Annotated in this window: 22 protein-coding genes and 1 tRNA gene; 19 read left to right on the forward strand and 4 right to left on the reverse strand. The window is 59.6% G+C overall.

Features of this window, described 5'->3' with window-relative positions; genetic code table 11:
- Positions 1-336: 336 nt before the first annotated feature.
- The 5 genes from MTR72_RS09520 to MTR72_RS09540 all read left to right on the forward strand — a co-directional run bounded on the left by MTR72_RS09520 (position 337) and on the right by MTR72_RS09540 (position 2,316).
- Positions 337-552 (forward strand): hypothetical protein, encoded by a 216-nt coding sequence (locus tag MTR72_RS09520; RefSeq protein ID WP_280964470.1) that lies wholly within the window; start codon positions 337-339, stop codon positions 550-552.
- Positions 553-1,258: 706 nt separating this feature from the next.
- A complete protein-coding gene (locus MTR72_RS09525; RefSeq protein WP_280964469.1) occupies positions 1,259-1,465 on the forward strand; it encodes a hypothetical protein in 207 nt (68 codons plus the stop codon).
- Position 1,466: 1 nt separating this feature from the next.
- Positions 1,467-1,667 (forward strand): hypothetical protein, encoded by a 201-nt coding sequence (locus MTR72_RS09530; protein ID WP_280964468.1) that lies wholly within the window; start codon positions 1,467-1,469, stop codon positions 1,665-1,667.
- 78 nt (positions 1,668-1,745) lie between these two features.
- A complete protein-coding gene (locus MTR72_RS40330; RefSeq protein WP_280964467.1) occupies positions 1,746-2,096 on the forward strand; it encodes a hypothetical protein in 351 nt (116 codons plus the stop codon).
- A gap of 46 nt (positions 2,097-2,142) precedes the next feature.
- Positions 2,143-2,316 (forward strand): hypothetical protein, encoded by a 174-nt coding sequence (locus MTR72_RS09540; RefSeq protein WP_280964466.1) that lies wholly within the window; start codon positions 2,143-2,145, stop codon positions 2,314-2,316.
- Between the two features lie 12 nt (positions 2,317-2,328).
- Here MTR72_RS09540 and MTR72_RS09545 read toward each other — a convergent pair whose 3' ends face one another.
- On the reverse strand, positions 2,329-3,051 hold the full coding sequence (locus MTR72_RS09545) for a DUF72 domain-containing protein (RefSeq protein ID WP_280964465.1): 723 nt from the start codon (positions 3,049-3,051) through the stop codon (positions 2,329-2,331).
- Positions 3,052-3,146: 95 nt separating this feature from the next.
- On the opposite strand from MTR72_RS09545, the gene MTR72_RS09550 reads away from it, so the two are divergent.
- The 3 genes from MTR72_RS09550 to MTR72_RS09560 all read left to right on the forward strand — a co-directional run bounded on the left by MTR72_RS09550 (position 3,147) and on the right by MTR72_RS09560 (position 5,790).
- Entirely contained in the window at positions 3,147-3,365 is a 219-nt protein-coding gene (locus MTR72_RS09550; RefSeq protein WP_280964464.1) for a hypothetical protein, read from the forward strand.
- 145 nt (positions 3,366-3,510) lie between these two features.
- On the forward strand, positions 3,511-4,905 hold the full coding sequence (locus tag MTR72_RS09555; protein WP_341510319.1) for a tyrosine-type recombinase/integrase: 1,395 nt from the start codon (positions 3,511-3,513) through the stop codon (positions 4,903-4,905).
- A 72-nt stretch (positions 4,906-4,977) separates the two neighbouring features.
- Positions 4,978-5,790, forward strand: a complete 813-nt coding sequence (locus MTR72_RS09560; protein ID WP_341510320.1) for a hypothetical protein — start codon at positions 4,978-4,980, stop codon at positions 5,788-5,790.
- Between the two features lie 415 nt (positions 5,791-6,205).
- On the opposite strand, the gene MTR72_RS09565 is transcribed toward MTR72_RS09560, so the two are convergent.
- Positions 6,206-6,916, reverse strand: coding sequence for a recombinase family protein (locus MTR72_RS09565; RefSeq protein ID WP_341510321.1), 711 nt, complete (start codon positions 6,914-6,916; stop codon positions 6,206-6,208).
- 297 nt (positions 6,917-7,213) lie between these two features.
- Between MTR72_RS09565 and MTR72_RS09570 the strand changes: the two genes are divergently transcribed.
- From MTR72_RS09570 to MTR72_RS09590, 5 genes are all read left to right on the forward strand, one after another.
- Positions 7,214-9,811: an HD domain-containing protein gene (locus MTR72_RS09570; protein WP_341510322.1), complete on the forward strand. Its 2,598-nt coding sequence runs from the start codon at positions 7,214-7,216 to the stop codon at positions 9,809-9,811.
- 36 nt (positions 9,812-9,847) lie between these two features.
- Complete coding sequence (locus MTR72_RS09575) at positions 9,848-10,837, forward strand: HEPN domain-containing protein (RefSeq protein WP_341510323.1); 990 nt, start codon at positions 9,848-9,850, stop codon at positions 10,835-10,837.
- Between the two features lie 29 nt (positions 10,838-10,866).
- Positions 10,867-11,724, forward strand: a complete 858-nt coding sequence (locus tag MTR72_RS09580) for a hypothetical protein (protein ID WP_341510324.1) — start codon at positions 10,867-10,869, stop codon at positions 11,722-11,724.
- A 1,132-nt stretch (positions 11,725-12,856) separates the two neighbouring features.
- Positions 12,857-13,588, forward strand: coding sequence for a hypothetical protein (locus tag MTR72_RS09585; RefSeq protein ID WP_341510325.1), 732 nt, complete (start codon positions 12,857-12,859; stop codon positions 13,586-13,588).
- A gap of 95 nt (positions 13,589-13,683) precedes the next feature.
- Entirely contained in the window at positions 13,684-15,009 is a 1,326-nt protein-coding gene (locus tag MTR72_RS09590; protein ID WP_341510326.1) for a hypothetical protein, read from the forward strand.
- A 517-nt stretch (positions 15,010-15,526) separates the two neighbouring features.
- Here the strand turns inward: MTR72_RS09590 and MTR72_RS09595 are convergent.
- Both MTR72_RS09595 and MTR72_RS09600 read right to left on the reverse strand, forming a co-directional pair.
- The gene (locus tag MTR72_RS09595) at positions 15,527-16,282 is read right to left on the reverse strand and encodes an Abi-alpha family protein (RefSeq protein ID WP_341510327.1); all 756 of its coding nucleotides are present in this window, start codon (positions 16,280-16,282) and stop codon (positions 15,527-15,529) included.
- A gap of 197 nt (positions 16,283-16,479) precedes the next feature.
- Positions 16,480-16,553 (reverse strand) — tRNA-Gln (locus MTR72_RS09600).
- A gap of 259 nt (positions 16,554-16,812) precedes the next feature.
- On the opposite strand from MTR72_RS09600, the gene MTR72_RS09605 reads away from it, so the two are divergent.
- From MTR72_RS09605 to MTR72_RS09630, 6 genes are all read left to right on the forward strand, one after another.
- Complete coding sequence (locus MTR72_RS09605; RefSeq protein WP_280964463.1) at positions 16,813-17,175, forward strand: DUF1428 domain-containing protein; 363 nt, start codon at positions 16,813-16,815, stop codon at positions 17,173-17,175.
- 371 nt (positions 17,176-17,546) lie between these two features.
- Positions 17,547-18,800 (forward strand): ABC transporter substrate-binding protein, encoded by a 1,254-nt coding sequence (locus MTR72_RS09610; RefSeq protein WP_280964461.1) that lies wholly within the window; start codon positions 17,547-17,549, stop codon positions 18,798-18,800.
- A 66-nt stretch (positions 18,801-18,866) separates the two neighbouring features.
- The gene (locus MTR72_RS09615; protein ID WP_280964460.1) at positions 18,867-19,730 is read left to right on the forward strand and encodes a branched-chain amino acid ABC transporter permease; all 864 of its coding nucleotides are present in this window, start codon (positions 18,867-18,869) and stop codon (positions 19,728-19,730) included.
- A 13-nt stretch (positions 19,731-19,743) separates the two neighbouring features.
- Complete coding sequence (locus tag MTR72_RS09620; protein WP_280964459.1) at positions 19,744-20,715, forward strand: branched-chain amino acid ABC transporter permease; 972 nt, start codon at positions 19,744-19,746, stop codon at positions 20,713-20,715.
- Positions 20,705-21,472: an ABC transporter ATP-binding protein gene (locus MTR72_RS09625; protein ID WP_280964458.1), complete on the forward strand. Its 768-nt coding sequence runs from the start codon at positions 20,705-20,707 to the stop codon at positions 21,470-21,472. Before MTR72_RS09620 ends, MTR72_RS09625 begins: the two co-directional genes overlap by 11 nt.
- On the forward strand, positions 21,469-22,188 hold the full coding sequence (locus tag MTR72_RS09630) for an ABC transporter ATP-binding protein (protein WP_280964457.1): 720 nt from the start codon (positions 21,469-21,471) through the stop codon (positions 22,186-22,188). The genes MTR72_RS09625 and MTR72_RS09630 overlap by 4 nt, the downstream gene beginning before the upstream one ends.
- Positions 22,189-22,220: the final 32 nt, after the last annotated feature.

The raw sequence follows: 22,220 nt of genomic DNA on the forward strand, positions 1-22,220 counted from the left end.
GTCGGCTTCGCCATGGCCCGTTCCCCTGGTCATGCAGGCGGGAGCGCAATCGGTCTCTCAACCACCGGTGCCTACGGGCAGAGCCTAGCCGGTGATGAACGCGATGATATCCCTTTTCGCAATGGCCTGCCCATAGGAACCAGGCTCGCGCGGCTGCGTCGACTCTGTGCTCCCGGAAATGCCCCTCAATAGCCCCCAAGCCGGGAGAAAACCTTCCCACAAGGTTGGCGACCTCGGCTCTTGCCGGGGTCGTTTACCAGGCGGACCTGGCGCAAATCGGCGGCGGCAAACGAATTTTGAATTCCCTGGTGTCCCAACCAGGCGTAGGGTTCCTGCATGGACCTGCGGCTCACCCGGGAACATCTTGCCGAAGCAGATCGCCACGTGGCGATAAGCGACAGGCATATCGCGCGGCAAATCGAGATCATCAATGATCTGAAACGGTCCGGCTGCCCGACCGATCTGGCCGTCGACGTGCTCCATACCTATCGAATGCTCCGGGCAACGCATGTTGCCCACCGCGACCTCATTCGCAGAGAGCTGGAGCAATAAGGGGCGCCTCGTTTACCACAATCGGGCAGGTGTGGACGTCGCGCCGGAACGATTGTCCCTTTCGGCACTTGAAAAGCTCGACTCTGGGGAGAGTTGAGTGGTCGGCGAAAGGAAAGAGGGGCTGCCGAAGCAGCCGACGCAGGATCGCGGGCCGCGCTGCCCGTCATGCACCGCATTCCCGCGGCTAACTCATGCCCTTCTGGACACCCGCAAGGGTACGACTGTGCCGGTGCGGCGAACGCATCTGGGACGATTGAGCGAATGCAAAGGACGCGCCGACAATCTTGCCGGCGCCATTGCTGAACGCCAAACAAAAAAGGGCCCCAGCTCTTGGGGGGCTTGGGAGGAGCTGGGGCCAACCATCAATACCCTTGGGGAAGGGTGTCGGGAAAACTTGGCAAGCGCTCGATCGTTCCATCGGAAAGAGAAGTATCGAACTCGTCTGTAGCCGGATTTCGCGTCGGGCAAAACACGCAAGCGCCGGGTCGACGGATCACCTGCACCCCTTCCCCGAAGGGGCAGGGGCAGGGGTGCAGACGCAATATCGCGCGGGGTTAACCTATTGAAATGCTGGAACCTACATTTGCGCTGGAAGCTACAGACACTGCGGTTTGGGCCGCCCCAAGCCGGCAGCATGTTGGGCCCCGGCGCCATACCTCCCGCCGGGGCCAATTTTCCCGTTTTCAGAACTTCGACGTGAGAAGTGATGACGACCAAACGCAATCGCAGGAAACAGACGCAATCGCTCCAGGAGCGCTTGCAAGCATCGGCCGAAAAGGCGCGCGAGCTCGCGCGCCGCATGCCCGCGGGCAAGGAGCGCGAGATGCTGTTGCGGCGCGCCAAGCAGAATGAAGTGACCTCGAGCCTGACGGATTGGCTGAGCGCTCCCGGCTTCAGACCACGAGGACATTGAGATGCGGAGCATCAAGCACTACCGTGCCTTCCAGATCGATCCGGACGGTCACGTGTTCGGATGCATCAATCTCGTCTGCGGCGACGACGAGGAAGCCAAGCGCGAGGCTGCCGCGCTCGTGCTGCTCCACCGCATCGAGCTGTGGCGCCTGGACACGCGGATCGCGCAATTCGATCTGCCGCGCGAGATCGCCCGCCAGTAAAGCCGTCCCTGGCCGCGTTGGGAACCGTACGTAGCGCCCCGGGTTGGTCGGACAACCGATCTCGCGGACGGAGCCAGCATGCCGGAACCGGACATTCGCAAGGGGATGCCGCCCGTCAGGCTGTCGCGCGACGAGTTCGAAAGCCGCTACAGGCATCAGTTCATCGATCCCGCTTCGCACCGCTGCAGGATGAGCTCGATGCAATCATCGCAGTTGCATGGGACGCCTACAGCCACGCGCGCAAGGCGCCGGTCACGCGGAAGGCGGGCCGCCGACGAGAAGCGTGCCGATGACATCGAGCAATGCGTGATTTCGCTCGAGAGCGAGATTTGCAAACGCCATCCGAGCGTCGCAGCCCTGTACATCAAGCCGCAGACGAACGCGCGCTATCACGCCGTTCGGGCGAAGCGCCGAGGAGGGCGCTCTTGAGGAAACGCCTGCAATTTCGTCGGGATGACCGAAGAGGAGAATGCCCATGTTCGAAGAGAAGCTCAAGGAAGCCATCATCGGCGAGTTGCAGCGCCAGGCCGCCAACCGGCCTCAATCGCTGAAGGTCGAGGGCTCGGAGGAAGAGCTGATCGTCAACGGCAAGATCGACCTTGAGGCGCTTGTCATGGTCATCGCGGGATCGGTCGCGGGTGGGCCGTGAGTCGCCGGCGGGTCACAGCAGCGATTTGAGCTTGAGCGCATCGGCCGGCGCCGCGCTCTTCTGGTCGTTGTCGAAATACACATACACGTCGCAGCCTTGCCGCTTCCAGTATTTGATGCGCCGCGCCCATTGCGCGAGCGTCGGCTGCGAATAGTGACCTTGATAACGTCCGCTCGGGCCGTGGCCGCGGACGTAGACGAAATCCGCGGTGCGTTTCCACGGCGCTGGTGCATCGTGATGGTCGGAGAGGCACAGCGAGATGTTCTCGTCGGCCAGCATGCGCAGGATGTGCGGCTGATACCAGCTCGGGTGACGAAACTCGAAACTGTAGCGGCGCTTGCGCGACAACAGCTTGAAGAAGGCGGCGAGGCGGTCGGCATTCGCCTCGAATTGCGGCGGGAGCTGAAACAGGATCGGCCCCACCTTGCCGCGCAGCAGGGAAATGCGATCCTCCAGCAGCTCGAGGCTGTTCTCGGATCGGTCAGACAGGCGCTTCCAGTGCGTGATGAACTTTGAGGCTTTCCACGCGAAGACGAAATCGCGGCCGGTCTCCTCCCGCCATCCCTTGACCGCCGCGGGCGTCGGCGTGCGGTAGAACACGCCGTTCAGCTCGGTGGTCTCGAATTGGCCGGCGTAAAAGCGAAGCTGCTGTTTGAGCGGCAGGCCGTCGGGGAAGAACGGTCCTCGCCAGGAGGCGTAGTGCCAGCCGGAGGTGCCGATCAGAACCCGTGCCATCCTTGGTGCCGTCTGTCGCGAGTCAATGTTCCTTGTCGAGGGGGAACGTCTTTGCAGCGGATACGTTGCGAGAGAGATTGACGAGGACCGAGCCGATGTACGCGCTGTTCGAAGGTGACAAACAGATCGGCGATCCTTTCCCGACCGAGAAAGAGGTGTGGGAAGCGGCCCTGATCGAGGGGCTGGTGACCGACGTGCCCGTGGCGGACGAGGAGGGCGGCGGTCGGATCCTTCCGGCCGGATATCGCGTCCGGAGGCTCGACGAGACCTGCGATCCACGGCCGGAGTGGAAGCTGCCGCGCGAAATATCGTAGGGATGCGTTCTGTTCAGGAGCGCGCGGCTGGCTGGGGAACCTGGATACTACCCGCCCTCTTGAAATTGCTGAAGAAAGCGGAAAATATAGCCTAATCAAGCTCCTGTTAGGGTACATGCGTTAGGGGCAGCGTTAGGGGCACCACTTGTCTAGAGGCGATTACCGATACCTGATTCAGCCACGTGGCGCGGGGACCAATTGGTATGCCGCCGTGGAAGTGCCCCGGACGCTCCGTGCTGTTCTCGGCAAGAAACGCTTGGTGCGTTCCCTCAAGACCGAGGACATCAACATCGCCCGCATTGGCCGGTGGTCCGCCGTAAAAGAAATGAAAACTGAGATAGCCAACGCTGGAGGTCACCCTGTTGATGGTCAGGATCGCGGGTTGACTGCGGAGGCCATCGCCTATCGAGAGGAACTAGCGAAAGCCAGCGCGGCACAGCGCGATGACCTCATGTTCGCCATCGTGGAACGTGCTGAGCAGATCGAACGGGCCGAAGGATCGCGACCACGCGGGCAGCCTGAGTCTGGTGACCTGGAGGAAGCTGGGAGGACCTCAAGGGCGGCTGAGTTCGCCAAGGTCGCCTCCGGTCAAGCAACCCCCGTGGACTACTACGTAGAGCGGTGGCTCGCGGCGTCTGGCTACAGTGAACGCACAAAGGCCGACGCCCGCACAGCGCTAACGCAGTTCAAGGATTGGTGCTCGGACACAGGCCGCACCTCCACCACCTTCGTTGAGACCGTGACTGACCGCACAGCGTCGGACTTCCGTGATGAGGCCTTCGTCGCGACCGGCATGCATGCGCACACCGCAAACAAGAAGCTCTCAGCTCTGCGCCAGTATTGGCAGTGGCTCGATAAGAGCTTTGGCATTCGACCTAACCCTTGGGCCGGCAAGTCGCTGGCAAAGCCTCGGGCTCACAGGATAGCTCAGGACGGGCCTCAAGGCAGCGAGCGCCCCTTCACTGATGATGAGGTGGTGATGCTCCTCAATAGCGACGCGGACGACGACCTCAAGGACTTCATGCGTATCGCTGCGCTGTCAGGGATGAGGCTTGAGGAGATAGGTCAACTGCGGGTGCGCGACTGTGAGGACGGCATGTTCTCAGTCACGCGGGGCAAAACACCGGCCGCTGTTCGCTCCGTCCCCATCCACTCATCGCTCAAGGCAATGGTCCAGCACCGTATCGGCAAGCGGGACCTCACCGAGTACCTGTTCCCAGACCTCCAGGACACAGGCTGGGACAACAACCGCACCATGGCCCTCTCAAAACGCTTCGGCTACCTCCGCAAGCGCATCGGTGTGGATGACAAGCGCGATGGGGCGCGACGCTCCAAGGTCAACTTCCACAGCTTCAGGCGGTGGTTCGCCACGAAGGCGGAGGAAGCGGGCCAGCGTGAGAACGTCGTGGCTGCTGTCATGGGACACAGCAAGAATGTCGGCTTGACGTTCGGCCACTACTCCAAGGCGGAGTTGACGGAGCTGAAGAGGGAGTGCGTTGAGGCGGTCAAGCTTCCGAGCAAAACAGTTCGGGCTACCTAGGGAACTGCGGGAAGCTAGCGCCTAGACTAGAATAGAACCACCCGCTGATTCGTAGCGGTCGGACGCATCACGATGACCCCTCTTCAGATTCACCCGGCCGTCAAAGAACTGCCTTCGGCTGAAGGTCCGTTGTTGAACGCGTTGGTGCGCGATATTCAGGCAAACGGGCAACATCTCCCAATCGTTCTCTACCAAGGCATGGTTTGGGAAGGCCGAGCGCGCTTCCACGCTTGCACGGCACTTGGGATTAAGCCGTGGCTCGTGCCCCTTCGTCGACGCGACCCTGTCGAGTTGTACATTGCTTCCAATTACGATCGCATGGGCGAGCCGCGATCCACAAAGCGTAGAGAGATCGTCGCTTCACTATCGACGGCTGACAGCGCCGAAGGTCTTGCCAGAGCGAGAGCGCAACGCGCCGAATGGATCAAAGATGCGCGTGCCGAGTTCAACGATTTGATACGGGATCGTCGCGAGCCGTGCGCGGTCTGTCGCAAGCATATCGATTTCGTACATGCACACCACTGCTTTCCGCTGTCTCTGCAATTCGAGTGTGGAGCTAGCGAACCCATACAGGATTATGAATGGCTTTGTCCGGTCCATCACAAGCGCGTGCACGTCTTACTAAGCGGATACTTGTTGGGTTCCCGCGACCTTTCGTTCCTTGAGGGCATTCCCCATCACGCGGTGGACGAGTGGCTTGCGATTGAGAAAAGCGCGAAGAAGGGCATTGATCTGTGCTGCGAGGCGCTTGGCAAAATACACGGTGAAAACAAACCAGGCCGATATGACCCGCCTTACGGACTGTTCTTGATAAACCATCCAAACATGTTGCCTGCGGTAATCAAGTGGACGCGATCGATAGCGCAACTATCACGCTCCAACTAATTTTTGGGTCACTAATGCGTCCGGTAGAGCCTGGGGCGGCAACGAGACTTCCCCCGTATGGCCCTGAGCAGAGCCGCCCCCCCCCACCATCCACAAGAACGTTCGGCACCACGCCGCGTCCACGTCGTATTGTTCCATGAAGCGGTGCGTGATTCGGACACTGAAGGGGGACCCGCATGGGGTTACGTGAAGTACAGGCAACGGCCATCTCAATGCGCAATAGAGGCGCCTCGCGCGAGAGCATATTCGAATACGTGCTGAGCATGGCCCAGCGTCTTGGCGCTAGGTTAGAGGGTGACGAAAACAGCTTTATGGTCCGCCTCTCGACTGGCGCCACGGTTATCTTCAGCGGCGGTGGCTATTCTTACTGTGGTTGGTCGCGCATGCCGTGCTAGGGACCGCGCCAGCGGTAGTGCTAGTCCCTTTCCAACATCAGTTTCACGGCCGTGGCCGCATAGGGGGTGCCGGTCTTGGTGGTGTGGCCAGCAGCAGCCAGCTCCATGGCTATCTCCCGCAATGACCGCTTGCCACCTTTCGGCCGTGCCCGCGCCAACGAACGCGCAAGCGTGACCGTCGCCTGTCCGTCCCTGCCGTCTCGCTCCAGCGTTTGCTCAGCGATGGACCTCCGACCTTCCACCTTCACGCCCGTGCGCCGCTTGCGGTCCCGAGCGCCTTTCAACTTCGCCACCAACATCGCCTTCTCAAACTCGGAGACCGCACCAAGCACTTGCCGGATCAAGCGGGCTGTGGGTGTGTCATCAAGGAAGGAGGAGGGACTGTCGGCAGCAATGAGGTCAATGCCCCGCGACTTCAACATGGCGAAGCCAACTTCCTGCACCATGAGGTCACGCGCAAAGCGGTTGGCGGTTTCAACGATGATGGTCTTGGTCCCGTTCGCCTCCAGAGCCTCCATCATCGCCGCGAAGCCGGGACGGGTATCGATGGGGTCTGATCCCTTCACGGCTTCATCATAGAAGGTGCCCGCCAGCTCGATGCCTGCCCGCGTTGCGTATGTCTCGATGGCCTGGAGCTGACGCTGCCCGCTGTCCTTATCCTCGCCGATGTTGGCGGCCGATGAGGTTCGCAGATAGGCGAATGCCTTGACGGTTTTCGCTTGCTTGGCCACTGCTTAGCTCCGCTTGTTGTATCGTATTCCTGAGAAATAGATACTAAGGTAGGCAGCAGATCAATGCCCGCTTTGGAATCCCAGTGATTCATTTTTGCATGGATAGAAGCGGAGGCCGCGACATGAGGGCGTAGAGCTAATCTGGAATCACGAGGACGTCCGTGATGCAGCGCTCGCGAACGATAGCGCCCGGGGGTTGGCCTGTTCGAAGGTTGTAGGTCACCGGGTTGGCAGCGGCTTGCCCGTTTAGGTTGGGTTCGGCAGATTGGACCGACCTGACGATAGGTCAATGATTCGATGACAAACGATTTTAGAGAGTGTGCGATTTGGAGCCGCGTCTTCAAAAATGTCGACCCGAAGGACATCGAGAAGGCTTCGCGCCTGCAGGCCTCGTTCATCATTTTTCGGGAGCGTGTAAAAGGCATTCTAGAGAAAATCTCTAGTTCCCTTCCCAATCTGACAGTCCATGACATTACGCACATTGATGCGCTATGGGACACTGCCGGCTTAATTGTTGGCCCCTCCTATCCGCTGAATCCAATGGAAGTGTACGTGCTTGGCGGCGCGATCCTTCTGCATGATGCAGCGTTATGCTTCGACGCGTATGAGGGTGGTCTGGAGGGTATCCGAAACACTGTTCACTGGCGCGACGGCTTGGAGGCCGAAAGAGACAGGAATAGTGAGCGTGACGAACTTCTGAGCCAACTGCAGCTCGAAAGTGCCGCTGATTTCAGTGCTGTAAGGCTGCTTCATGCAGATCAAGCCAAAACCTTAGTCGACCGCGCATGGACCGACCCGGACACAGGGTCTCCCCTTTTTCTGATTGACGATTCCGATCTTAGGAAGCGCTACGGGGCAATCATTGGAGAGATTGCAGCAAGTCATAATTGGAGCATCGAGCGTGTTGAAGACACTCTCCCGGCTCAAATCAATGCTCCGGGCGATTGGCCGGCCGACTGGCGTATCGATCCGGTTAAGCTGGCTTGTATTCTACGCTGCTCTGACGCCGCTCACATCGACAATCGGCGTGCTCCCGATTTCCTTCATGCGCTCTCGCGAAGGCAGGGAATTTCGTTTCAACATTGGAAGGCGCAGAATTGGCTCTCACAGGCTGATCTGGATCTTTCAGATAGCTCGGGCGAGACGATAGTTTTCACGTCAAACCGTGATTTCGAAGCTGCGGACGCAGAAGCGTGGTGGGTCGCTTACGACGCCATTCGATTGGCGGACAAAGAAATCCACGCCAGTAACGAACTTCTAAAAGCGAGGCCTCAGAGCCAAAACTCACCTCCATTTGCAGTTAAGAGAGTTGCCGGAGTTACGTCACCGGAATCAATGGCAACTTTTTTAAGAGCAAGAGGCTGGAAGCCTTGGCATGCAGAACTGCACGTTGGAAATATTGAGCGTCTTGTAAAGACATTAGGTGGCGAGAATCTCTACGGTGCAGGCGATAAAGCTGAACACTTTGCAATAGTGCTTCGAGAACTCCTTCAGAATGCTAGAGACGCCATCGTTGCGCGCAGAAACATCGAGCCAGAATATGCTGGCAAGATCCGCGTTCGCGTGAATGACGTCCCAGCTACTGTTGAAGTGGTCGACGATGGGGTTGGTATGTCCCAACGAGTTCTAACGGGGCCGCTTCTGGATTTTGGTAGCTCTTTCTGGAAGTCCGACATGGTGAATGATGAATTCCCCGGACTTCGTTCATCCGGTTTCGCTTCAGTCGGCCGCTATGGGATCGGGTTCTTTTCTGTTTTTATGGTCGCTAATCACGTTCGAGTGGCGAGCCGCCGATGGGATAGAGGACTAGATACCGTTGCTTCTATAACTTTCTCGAAGGGACTGACACTTCGACCAACGTTTTCCACGGCTGACAAGTTGCCAGTTGGCGGTTCGGCTTCGACCGCGGTAACGTGTGGTCTCAAATCACTGGGGGATAACCCGCCGAGCGAGTGGGTTTACAAGTTGAACCACGACCAAGAATTACGAGTTCCTTTTGACGCATTCGTGGCAAGGATTACTGCCGCGGTGGATGTTCCTATCGAAGTCAGTGTGAATGGAAGTGCGTGGACGGTGGCTCACAATCCCATTGAGGAAGTGATTGCTGGTTCTTACGAGACCAAATTGGAGTGGCTCAAGAAAATCACGCTTTTCGCGCATCTTCCCTCCGATTTAGCAGCTCTCGAAGACGCCGCAAGGCGGTTGCAACCAATCTATTCAAACGGAACGCTAGTCGGGTTTGCGGCCTTACGCTTAGAACTCGGTGAAGCCGCGCCGAATGGAGGTATGGGTACAGTCGGAGGCTTCTTTCCCGCCGGATACCGAGGCGTCGGAGGAGTGAAGAGCTACTATGGCTATATGGCGCAGCTGCCCAACTCGGCGAAGAGAGATGCGGGGAAAAGGCTAGCTTCCAACACTGACCTAACGGTATGGGCCGAGGGGCAGCTCAAATTGCTTGCAGCCAGGATAGGCCCAACGGAATGCCTCTCCCTCTCTTATCATCTTTCCGAGTTTAATGTTGATCCGTCCCCTTATGTAACGGTTGTGCTGTTCAAGGGAACCGCGCCATTAATCGTTTCTCTCGATCAAGCATTCGAACTTCTAAAGAGCGAGCCAATTGCCTTCTTTAAGTTCAATATGATGGATCACGTTGATTCATATGTTCAGGAATTGTCATTCGACAACTATCTGACCTTCAAGCCGCTCATGCATGGCGTTTTTCTGTCGCTCATTGTCGAGGACGGAGTACCAAAGAACCCGAATAGCTTCATAGGCTGCTTACACAGGCGCGCCGCGAGGGATGGTTGCCGGCTCATATTCGAGACCAAGCATACCACTGTTCCGACGATAGGCGGTCCTGCTCATATTTTCATTGTGTCTTTGGCACCCCTGTAAACGGCCTCGTGCAAACCTGGCAAAGGAAAACCTGACGTGCCGAAGGTGGATTTTGGTGAGCTGCAGGCCTCTTACGGCGACCTAAATGAAGGGCCCCAAATCTGCATAATGCGACTTCGGCAGTTGAAGCTCATCATACAAGACCGTGACAAGGGAGAGCTTTGGCCGCTTGCACTGGTCAACGTTGCGACTTGCTTGGAGTGGTTCGCTCGGTCGCTGGTGAAGCATTTGATCGACTACTCCGCAGGCCGAATAAATCCGAACGCCAAGCTATTGAAAGAGCTTAAGATCAATTACGCCCTCATCGTTCAGGCGCGTGTCAATCATTTCTCGATTGGCGATATTGTTGCGATGAGCCGAAACTTCTCGTCTTTCGACGAAATCGAAGACACGCTGAACGACCTTACAAAAGAAGCAAAGCCCTCCATACTGGCGCGTGCCCAAAAGTCATGGGCGGTCATGATGAGCGATGCGTTCCGCGCCGGAGCGTTGTCCCGAAGAACGATTGAGCGGCAGCTAAACGCCCTCTTCGAGAAACGAAATGAGTTGGTGCACGGCTCACCGCGACACTTGGCCTACGATGATCAACTTGACGCTCTGGTTTCCGAGCGGGAGTTGGCGCTGTTTATCCAGTGTGCGATAGAGTACATGAGGCATGTGGTTTCAACTCTTGCGAAGTTCATTCCAGAGCTAAACGCCCGGACGACGCTCGATAATAACTTGAATCAGAGCAACCGCCTCCAAAACAGCAATAAGGCAATCAAAGAATTGGAGCAGGCTATCGAGAGCCGCCTCGCATCGGATGCCACGTATTTAGCTCAATTTCGCAGGGCTCAACACGCTTGGCGCACTTGGCGAAATCGAGAGGCGGATTTTCAAACGACCGTTGTGTGGGGCCCGGCTGGTAGCGGCCGTCCCGCAATATACATGGGTTTCGAAACGACCCTCGGCATGGACAGGTTGCGCAGTTTGGAAAGCTATCTTCGCGAACTAGACCAGCAGGAGAAGATAAGCCGCACGTTGTAGGCCGATGCCGCCAGTAGGGGGAGGGCACGTTGACGTTAGTCGCAGTTTGGAGAGTAGAACACCGGCTTATGGCGGTCGCGGACACCAGAATCGTTCGATCAGCCGGGAACGTGCTCACGGAGCATGGGCCAAAGGTTCTGCCAATCACAGTAGCCTGCAAGCAACCGGGTGATAGCGGCTTCTTTGACCTGGAAGTACATCGCGCCGACATAGGCTTTGCCTACAGTGGCTCAACACTCAGTGCGTTGGCCGCGCATGCGTTGTCAGCGACGCTGCTGTCAAAGCTCATTGGTGCACCTCGGGCGCCGCCTCCGCCTCTTAGTGAGGTTGCATCTTTTGTGGCAGGCGCGTCCTCAGAATATATGCGTGAGGTTTGTCAACTTGCGGGGCGCGACGGCCTGTTTTCAGCCATCGTGTTCGGTTGGTGCCCCGAACAACGCTCATTGCGCGTGTTTGAGCTAACGCCAGCCTACGCACAACATCCCCTGACAGTTGACGTGCAAGAACGGTCTTTGAAACCAATCACACTGCAAGGCTCGGCAGATCAATCGGCCGTTGTTATCGGGACATCGCCAAATCTCCTGCGGGACGCAATAGACAAAGAGCTAGCGGATGCTAGGCAGCGCGGTGAGACCCTAGACATTGTAGCCTTTGATGCGCCCAAGCGCGCCCTTCGGCGGTTGATCGCAGAAGGAGCAAACGAAATGGTGGGCGGCTCGATCCAGCAGGCTTGGGCGACGCCGGAAGGCTTTCAAATCGTGTCGAACGTGGAACCGATTCCGCCAAGGCCGCCTTCCACGCGCAATGCGGGCATGTTCATTCTCGGTTTTGATACCGCGGAAATTCGCAATGTCGGATACTACCAAGTTGGAGCGGAGGGGCGGTAGACCGGCGGGCGTCCTGCTGGGCAATACTGCATTGCTCGAATACAAAAGACTGCTACAAAGGCGGACATCACGAGCGCAAATTCGGTAGGTGTTTCAGGGCCGAAGCTGGGCATTGGTGGTACCCACCCAACTGTACCTACTTCCCCTGCGGCTCACGCAGACGAAGCGCCAGTTGTTCATCTGCGATCACGTCACGTTGATAGCTGACGGCTTGACTTCCATCGCGCGGCATGGCGCGCTTGTGTCACAAAGCTTCCCATTAACCTGTGCTGTGCTGAGCGGCCCCTCAACCCTAAGCTCGTCCTGAATTTCCGGGCGAAGCTTGGCCGTACATGGGCGCACGCCTTTCAAAAATCATCATCCTCGAACACCGCAACTCTTTTGTGGCATCGCCACCAATCGGTTCGCGGGGTTGTCAGCGCGCGCCTTCAATTCACCCCGATAGCATCACCACATCAAGGACCGCGAAATGACGCAAACTTCCCACACCGCCACCTCCCATATCATAGTGCCAGGGGCATCCGCCGTAGAGCCGAAAGGCGGCCGCATCAATGGCCTGGCCCCCATGCCCTCATGCGTTCTCTGGACGCCTCCAGCTCAGTTTGGCCCTCCGAAGCTCTTATTGGCGAGAGGATATGAGCGCGTACAAATCACCATGATAGCGCGGGCCATGGTCCTCACACTACGCACCATCAGGGACAGACATGGCATTGAGGCGCCCATAACTTGCATCACAGAAACTGACGAGGTTTGGGCCACCGCAAGTGATCGCGTGCACTATGCGGAGGCGTCCGGGCAAATGACCAGCGATGGACTTCAGACGTGGCAGGAGTTGCATCAGTTTGCGACTTGCCCCTGGATCACTCATCGTGAACCCAGAACGTCAGTTGAAGGCCATTGGGTTAAATCGTGCTGGCTCCAGGCGAGGGCCATGAGGCCCGATGCGCTTGCAGACTACGCAGTCGACCGCGCGGGCGACGGTGATACTGCAGTGCTTCTGCTGCCCTGTATCAAGTGGTTGGAATGGGTCCCCGCACCGGACCCCTTCTTTGCTTACTAATTGCCGGCACCGCAACGTCATGGGAGCGTCCTTTCGGGGGCGCTTCCCTTTACCTCAAGGCTCCAAATCATCGTGAAAACTAAAGCATTGGCGTGGCTTGAGGCCCGCGCGGGCGAGCATCAAGCAGTCTGTGCCGTGTTTGGTTGTGGCCGGCTGACGATGCGAGCTGCCGGTATCGGCCTAGCGCCCATGCATTGCAGGCATCACGTCGATTTCAATTCCCGTCATGGCAGCCTCTGGCACGCGTCCTACAGTGCGAAGGAACTTCGTCCGTACCTCGTCTCAGCAATGGCATACATCAGGCCTCGCCTCCAGACGGATCAACACATCAAGGACGCGGTCGCGAAGTTGGCTCTGTTGCTTGAGGAGTCGCCGCACGAGATCGCGACACGGCTCCGCGGGATGAAATCGAAGGCCCGCGCAAAGATCGCATTCGGCCGACTCCGCAAGAAGGGCGTAAAGCCCGAGCGCATTCTTGCCACACACCTTGCCATCACCGTCCTCATCAGGGAGGAACCATCGGGTCCGAGGAGCAAAGAGTTTCGCTTCGTGCAAGTGGCCAAGGCCCTGCATCGGTTGGCATCAGGTCATCACGTCGTGCACGAGATGTGGGTGGGTGATCGCCGATACAAGAATCAGCTGCACGTATATCCCCGCAGCGTCGGCTCCGTGCTGAGGCACATGGGGCAAGCCGTGGAGGAGCGCTGCGAATACGCGACGGCAGAGCACGCTGATGGGGTGCTTGCCTGGAAAGTTCGGCGCTACGGGCGGCATCCGGGGTTACCTCCAAGAAGCTCCGTTTGAGATTTCCTCCGTGAGACGTATGACCGATCAAGTGTCGGGAAACCGTGCTGTTAGATCGGCTGAGTATCCCGGTCACTTCGAACCGAATTGAAAGCATGACAGCATCACCACCTTCAAAGCCCGTAGCCCTTGAGACAAGATGGCGGGCCGCATGCCCAGAACTCAAAGCCTTCGTCGAGCGGCTCACCGCGTCCCTAGAAGCTGAGGAGGATGGTCAGGGGCTGCGTCAACGCAAGCGCAAGGCGGCGGACCAAGAGAAGTTTGTGCGGGCAGTCGAAACCATATGCTGCAACTTCGCGGCGGTCGCGCTTGCGTTCGGTCCCGATGGATGGTCGCTCGCGGTTCTGCTCGGTGCGTACGCGTCCAGCAATTCAAAGATCTACGGGGCGCACTTCAAGCTTGTCCTGCAAATGATGGAGGGACGCGGTCTCATCAGCAGAACCAAGGGGTACAAGCATTCCAAACACAGTCGCGCCGTATCAACGATCAGCCCCACGCCGCAGTATTGGACGCATGCGCCGGCACCGGAAAGCTGGGGCGCATTGAGCCTGGAGGACCCGCCCGCGTTGATCGTCGTCGGTACAGACGATGATGGGAAGCGAACCCCGCCACCCAATGGCGTATGGCTTACTCAAGCTGAAACAGACATGCGGCGCATCAATGCGTATCTGAAGTCTATTGCTCTCGCAGTCGCGGGCCGTGAAGTCTTGCCGCCACGAGACATGCCAAACAAGGTAGTCACCATCCTCACCACGCCCCATCACCGCACCGTAAGGCGAGTCTTCAAGGGGACCATCGATCAGGGCGGCCGGCTGTATGATGGGTTTTGGGAAACGATGCGCCGCGAGGACCGCTATCCACTTCTAACGATCGGCGGAGAGCCCGTGGTCAACGTGGATTATGGGCAGCTTTTCCTGCGACTGGCTTATGCGATTTCCAAGCAGACACCGCCTCCGGGGGACCTCTATGATTTGACAGGGCATGACCACGAGCGGGCCGACTGGCAGGCATTGCGGCTGGGCCGAAAGAAGATACTTGCGGCCACGCTTTTGATGAGGACGCCGCTGAGGCAATGGCTAGGCGATTCGGTCGAAGAACGGGCTGTGTTGCGCGATTGCTTTCCGCCCGGCACGAAGCCCGGCCATGTGGTCGCGGGCCTCAAGGAACGGCACAAGGCGATTGCGGCCGACTGGTTTGAGCGCGGGCGCGGCCTGGAGCTTCATCGCCTGGAGAGCGATATCCTAATCGCGGTGATGCTCAGGCTCATCGATTTGGGCATCAGCGCCCTGCCCCTACATGACAGCGTGATCGTCGCGCGTTCGGATGGAGAGCGGGCTCGCCGGGTCATGCTTGAGGAGGCGCGGCGCATCACGGGAGCTGATATTCCTGTCGAGATTAGCACCGGGGACGGTGGCGGTTAAACAGCCAGAGGATTAGCAGCGGAGTCCGTCTAGCGGTGTTTGGCTCGCGGCGTGCTTTGAACGGTATCGGCCCTCAGGCAGGCTCTCTGGCCGTTTCTGGGGGTGCGGCAAATCGACTCGCGCTTACGCTTTCTCTATGCCTCTAAGCTCTAAGCTTTGCCCTAAGAGTATCCATGAGGATCAATGCCTATGTAGTCGATTGCTCATCGACCACCATCACTGAAGGGATGCGATGAGCAGTGCTTTGATGGTGTCTCTGCTCATAGTCCTCAAAGTGACCTAGAAGCTATCACCTCCACACCGGACCAACTTCAAGGGTCCCGAAATGTGAGAGCCCAAAGCACTCAGCTCAATGTCCCACCTCAATGCCCTGCTCAATGCGATGAGGGCGAGGAAGGGAATGAGAATGCACCAGATGAAGCTCAAGGCCGAAAAGGTGGTTACCTCCAGGCTAGCTGCCGGACGTACATCGTGATCCCGCAAGGATGCAGGTGATGTTGGTGGTCGATACTCCCGCTCAGCCCTTCTTGGCGTGCCTCTCGAAGCCATCAGCGGGAATGCAGGCGGCAACGAACAGCCGGCCAAAGTCGGTGAGCATCATTCTGCTTTGACGCTCAATGCCGGTTTGCGGTGCGCCAGCGACAACGAACGTAGGTTTCTGCTGCTCTACTGGCCAAGTCGCTAAGTTCAACGATTCGAGGTGGGAGTACGACAGCTCAATAAGATCGGGCTGGAAGAGTTCATGCTTCGGCAACTCACTGCTCAGCACGACACGATTGAAGAACTTGTTCTGCGCCCGGTCAAAATCAAGATGGTCAACAACCGCGAAGCTCTTCTCTCGCAGTCGATACAGTATCCAGGCCTCATCCCGGCTAAGCAACGCGATGATTTGAGCAAACGACGGATGCAGACTCTTTTGGGCTTCCCTATCGATGGACTTGGTGAGGACCTCCTCATACAGGTCCCACAGCTCGGACTCTTCGTGAACAAACCGCATCCTCTCCAGCACCGGGCCGGCGATTTCCAACGGAGCTTCGACACGTCGCTCTTCAGGAACACGCTTGCTGATGCGCTCAACGGCACGCTCAAGGCGGTCCTGATAGGCAGCAGCGTATTGGAGGGGCGCGAGGATCAAGCGGGCTGTCTTAACCGCATCGGTGCCCAGCTTGCCAACCTCCTTAGCCGGCCCGCTTATCGCGTCATCGTACAGCTTCCCAAGCGTCTCCTTCGGCACGAGCTTGCCGAGCGAGTCCATAATATCCACCACCGGCATTCCTTCCGTCGATATGAGGCAGCACCAATCTGGTGGGAAGGACAGAACTCCTCAAGATTGTCAGCCTCGCTTACGCACCACAAACTTGCGGAGTTCGGGGCGTTAGGGGCAGGCGTTGGGGTCGGCGTTAGGGTACGTCAGTTACCCAGCGCAGAACACCTCAATGATTTCAATTGGTTGTCGCTGCTGAGCAAATTTGGCTGGGGAACCTGGATTCGAACCAAGACAAACAGAGTCAGAGTCTGTTGTGCTACCGTTACACCATTCCCCAACGGAATAGCCGAACAAATTCAATGTCTTACTGATTTGTCCGACTGTGGCCGGAAGCGCGTCTCGCGCAAATCACGGCTCAGGCGTGGCAGCGTTCTACCCGCTCGGCCTGGAGCTGGCAAGCGCTGTGGTGCAGGGGTGTTTCGGGACGGGTCGGCGGCGCTCGCGACGGTTTGCCTCATCCCGAAACGGTCATCGCCTGTCGGATCGCTGGCTCCTGCGTCGTCCTTGGGGCTCAACGTCACCCAAGGAGATCCGTGATGCCCTATGTCGATGGTTTCGTGCTGGCCGTGCCGAAGGACAAGATCGAGGCCTACAAGGCGCTCGCGCGAACGGCTTGCGCGGTCTGGATGGAATACGGCGCGCTCAACTACGTCGAATGCATCGGCGATGACGTTCCCTACGGCGAGCTCACATCCTTTCCGCGCGCAGTGATGGCGAAGGAGGACGAGGTCGTGGTGTTCTCCTGGATCGTCTACCGCGACCGGCAGCATCGCGATGCCGTCAACAAGCAGGTGATGGCGGACCTGCGGCTGAAGGGCGGCGACATGCCATTCGACGGCAAGCGGATGATCTATGGCGGTTTCGAAACGCTGCTCCAGGCGAGCGACTCCGCGGGCTGACGCCGTTGGAATCGTAGGAATCGTGGGGTGGGTTAGCGTAGCGTAACCCACCTCTTTGCTCTTCGCGTCGAGAGAAGTGGTGGATTACGCTTTCGCTAATCCACCCTGTACCTACGCGTTTGAGCAGCCATGTCGCGGCGATCACACCGAAAATGCAGCAGCAGTTGTCTTGCCTGCAATGATCGACGCCAGATTGAGCGGCGCCCCTCTTGTAGCCCTGCCCATGCAGCATCGTCGCAATCCGTTTCACCTTGCCGGCTCTTGGCTGCCATGCCATCCTCCCGGCCGCCAGGAACAATCAAACGGAAGCGCACCTCGCGCAAGCTTCCAAAAAACCTTGGTCGGGGAAACCCTTTGGGAGGTCTGATTTCATGACATTGAAGCACGTCACCGGGCTGCTTTGCGCGGCCGCGATGTCCATTGCGCTCGCGGCAGGCGCACGGGCTGAGGACAAGGTCGTCAAGATCGGCGTGATCATGCCGATGTCCGGCGGCACCGCCTCGATCGGCGCGCATGCCAAGGCGGCCATCGAGGTCGCCATGGACATCATCAACAACGCGCATCCCGAGCTCGGCAATCTGCCGCTGGCGAAGAACGCCGGGCTTGCCGGCCTCGGTGGTGCCAAGATCGAGGCGGTCTTCGCGGACAACCAGGGCAATCCGGCGACGGGCCAGAACCAGGCGCTGCGCCTGATCACGGAAGACAAGGTGGCGGCTGTGTTCGGCGCCTATCAGTCCGGCATCACGCTGACCTCGAGCGCGATCGCGGAGAAATACGGCGTTCCCTACTTGAACTCGGAATCGGTCGCCGCCAATCTCACCGAGCGCGGCTTCAAATGGTTCTTCCGCACCACGCCGATCGCCACCGACTTCGCCAAGATCTACACGGAATTCCTGGCCGACCTGAAGGCGCAAGGTGCCAAGACCGACAGCGTCGCGCTGGTCCATGACAACACCGAGTACGGCACCTCAGTCGCGAACACGATCAGCGCCGCCTTCAAGGAGAAGGGACAGCCGATCGCGGTCGACGTTGCTTACCCCGTCAATGCGACGGACGTGCAGGGGCAGGTGCTGCAGCTCAAGGACAAGAAGCCCGACGTGATCATCATGATCAGCTACACGTCGGACGCGATCCTTTTCGCCAAGACCATGCAGTCGCTCGATTACAAGCCGCCCGTGCTGCTCGCCGACGACGCCGGCTATTCCGACCCGTCCTTCATCAAGGCGGTCGGCAAGATCTCGCTGGGAGTCTTCAATCGCTCGTCCTGGTCGGTCGGGCCGTCCGGCTCGCCCTCCGCCATCATCGCCGACATGTACAAGAAGAAGAGCGGCGAGGAGATGGACGACACCGTCGGCCGCCAGATGCAGGGCTTCTTCGTGCTGGCTGACGCGATCGACCGCGCCGGCTCGACCGAGCCGGCAAAGATCCAGGCGGCGCTGAAGGCGACGGATCTCAAGCCTGAGCAGCTCATGATGGGCTACAAGGGCGTGAAGTTCGATGACAAGGGCCAGAACGTTCTCGCCTCCGGCCTGATCATCCAGCTCCAGGACGGCGAGAACTACGTCGCGGTGTGGCCGAAGGCCAATGCCGCAAAGGCGCCGATGCTGCCCTACAAGGGCTGGTGATCTCCTAAGGGCGGGGCCTTTGGTCCTGCCCTTCCTTTTGGAATTCGATCAGAGCAACGTTAGCCGATGTCCTTTGTTCTCGTGCAGGTGATCGTCGGCGGGCTGCTGCTTGGCGCGGTCTACGCCCTGTTTTCCTCGGGCCTCACCCTGGTGTGGGGCATGATGAACATCGTCAATTTCGCCCATGGCGATTTCGTCATGCTCGGCATGTATGTCGCCTACGTCGTGTACACGCTCATGGGGGGAGGGCCGATCATAGGTGCGCCGCTCGCAACCCTGGTGCTCGCGACCCTCGGCGTCGTCGTCTATTTCGGCCTGATCCGCGACATCATGAAGGGACCGATGCTGGCGCAGATTCTCGGCACCTTCGGCCTTGCGCTGCTGTTGCGCTATTCGGTGTTCTGGTGGTTCGGCGCCAACTTCCTGTCGATGCCGCAGGACATCGTCGGCGGCACCTATGCGTTTGCGGGCTTGCGCATCGAGGCCTCGCGATTGCTTGCGGGCGTCGTCGCGCTGCTGGTGACGTTTGGCCTGCATCTGCTTTTGACGCGCACCTCGCTGGGCTCGAAGATGCTGGCGGTGGCGGAGGATGCGACGGCAGCCCAACTCATGGGCATCCGGCCCGATACCATGCAGGCGATGGCCTGGGCGATCGCGGCTGGCGCGACGGGGCTTGCCGGCGCGCTGATTGCTAATTTCTTCTATATCGTGCCGACCGTCGGCGAGACGCTCGCCATCGTCGCCTTCGTCACGGTATCGCTCGGCGGTTTCGGCAGCGTGCCCGGTGCGCTCGTCGCAGGGCTCCTGATCGGGGTGATCGAGTCCTTGTCCGGCTATCTGATCGGCGCCGTCTACAAGGATATCGTCGTCTACGTCCTGTTCCTGTTCTTCCTCTGGTTCCGGCCGCAAGGTCTGATGGGCAAGATCTGATGGGGAAGACATGATGCGGCGCTTGATCTGGCTCTCAGTCATCGCAGCAGTGGCGATCGCCTATCCGCTGCTTCTGTCCTCGCCGTTCCAGCAGCGCCTCGGCGCGCTGGTGCTGCTTTACGCGATTGCGGCGTCCGCCTGGAACATCGTCGGCGGCTACGCCGGCCAGGTCTCGGTCGGGCACGTCGTGTTCTTCGGCTGCGGCGCCTATGCCGCGATGGGATCCTACGCCAAGTTCGGCCTGTCGCCGTTGTTCGGCATTCCCGGCGGCATCGTGCTGGCGGTCGGGCTCGCCGCCATCATCGGCGTGCCGACACTACGGCTATCGGGCCACTATTTCAGCATGGCCACGATCGCGGTCGCCGAGACGATGCGCCTGATCGTCACCAACACCGACTATCTCGGCGCGGCCGTGGGTCTCTCCGGCCCGACCGTGCCGCGCAACATCTTCGATCTGTCGTTCCTGTCGTCGCTGCCGTACTACTATCTGTTCCTCGTCATCCTCGTGATCACGCTTCTCATCACCTGGTGGATGGCCAACAGCCGGGTGGGATTTTACCTGCGCGCGATCAAGGATTCCGAGCGTGCGGCGCGTTCGCTCGGCGCGCCCGCGAGCCGGACAAAACTCTACGCCTTCATGCTGAGCGCAGCGCTGACCAGCGTCGCCGGCGCACTCTATGCGATGATGTTCGGCTTCGTCGATCCGGAGTCCGGGCTCGGCATCCTGATCTCGGTCAAAATCCTGATCATGGCGGCGCTGGGCGGAGCGGGGCTCTTGTTTGGGCCGCTGGTCGGCGCCGCGATCCTCGTGCCGCTGGAGGAGATTTCCAATAGCTGGCTCGGCGGCAGAGGCGCGGGACTGACCTTCGTGGTCTATGGCGCGATCATCGTGCTGATCGCGCGCTTCCAGCCGGGCGGCATCCTCAGCCTGTTCAAGCGGCGCAGCAAGCCGGGCACTGATGCGGGAGCGAGCCATGCTCCTTGAGGCACGCGGCATCACCAAGGCGTTCGGCAGCTTCAAGGCGGTGGATGATGCCTCCGTGACGCTGGAGCAGGGCGATATTCTCGGCCTGATCGGCCCGAACGGCGCCGGCAAGTCCACGTTCTTCAATTGCCTGACCGGCGACCTCAAGACCACCTCCGGCCGCGTGCTGTTCGAGGGCCGCGACATCACCGATCTCGCGCCGGAGCTGCGTGCCGAACTCGGACTCGCCCGCACGTTCCAGGTGCCGCAGACATTCGAGGGCATGACGGTGCTCGAGAACGTCATGATCGGCGCCTTCCTGCGCGCCTCCCATCGTGCAGAAGCCGAGACGAAGGCGCGCGCCGTGCTCGAGCGCGTCGGCATGAGCGGGCTTGCGGAGGCGCCGGCGCGCTCGCTCGGCACGCCCGGCCGCAAGCGGCTGGAGATCGCCCGCGCGCTTGCGACCGAGCCGAAAGTGCTGCTGCTCGACGAAGCCATGGCCGGCCTTAACGCCAACGAGGTGAAGCGGGCGATCGACCTCGTGCGCGACATTCACCGCTCCGGAATCACGCTCGTCATCGTCGAGCACATCATGGAAGTGATCATGTCGCTCGCGAGCCGCGTGATGGTGTTCCACCAGGGCAAGGAGATCGCCCGCGGCTCACCGCGTGATGTCACGTCCAACCCTGAGGTGATCGCGGCCTATCTCGGCACCCGTGCGGCCAAGGCGGCCGCCGGCCACACGCCGATCGAGCTGATGGGCGGACCGATCACATGAGCGGGCTGTTGCTCAGGATCGAGCACCTCGAGGTGCGCTACGGCGATTTGATCGGCATATCCGACGTGTCGCTGGAGGTGCCCGAGGGCAGCGTCGTCGCGCTGCTCGGCTCGAATGGTGGCGGCAAGACCACGACGCTGAACGCGATCGCCGGTCTCATCCCGGTGCATTCCGGTTCGATCAGTTTTCGTGGCGAGGACATCGCCGGCCAGAATGCCTTCGCGATCGTGCGCAAGGGCCTCGCGCTGTCGCCGGAGGGCTGGCGGCTGTTCGTGCAGCAGAGCGTCGAGAACAATCTGCTGCTCGGCGCGACACCTCTGCACGACAAGTCGCGCAAGGCGGCGCTCCTCGAGCGCGTCTACGAGATCTTCCCGCGGCTGAAGGAGCGCCGCAACCAGCGCGCCGGCACCATGTCGGGCGGCGAGCGGCAGATGCTCGCGGTCGGCCGCGCGCTGATGAGCGATCCAAAGCTCCTAATGCTGGACGAGCCGTCGCTCGGCCTCGCGCCGGCGGTGGTCGAATCCATGTACGAGACCTTTGGCCGCCTGCATCGCGAGGGCCTGACCATCCTGCTCGCGGAGCAGTCAATCGAGCTCGCGCTCGAAGTCTCGGATTTTGCGACCGTGCTTCAGGTCGGCAAAAGCGTGCTGTCCGGCACGGCGGCGGCGTTGGCCGAGGATCCGCAGGTGCAGAAGGCCTATCTGGGCGTGGAGTGATTGCCGGATGGCGCGACACCAAGCGGGACGAG

Source organism: Bradyrhizobium sp. ISRA442, assembly GCF_038085055.1.
In the GTDB taxonomy this organism is placed as follows: Bacteria; Pseudomonadota; Alphaproteobacteria; order Rhizobiales; family Xanthobacteraceae; genus Bradyrhizobium.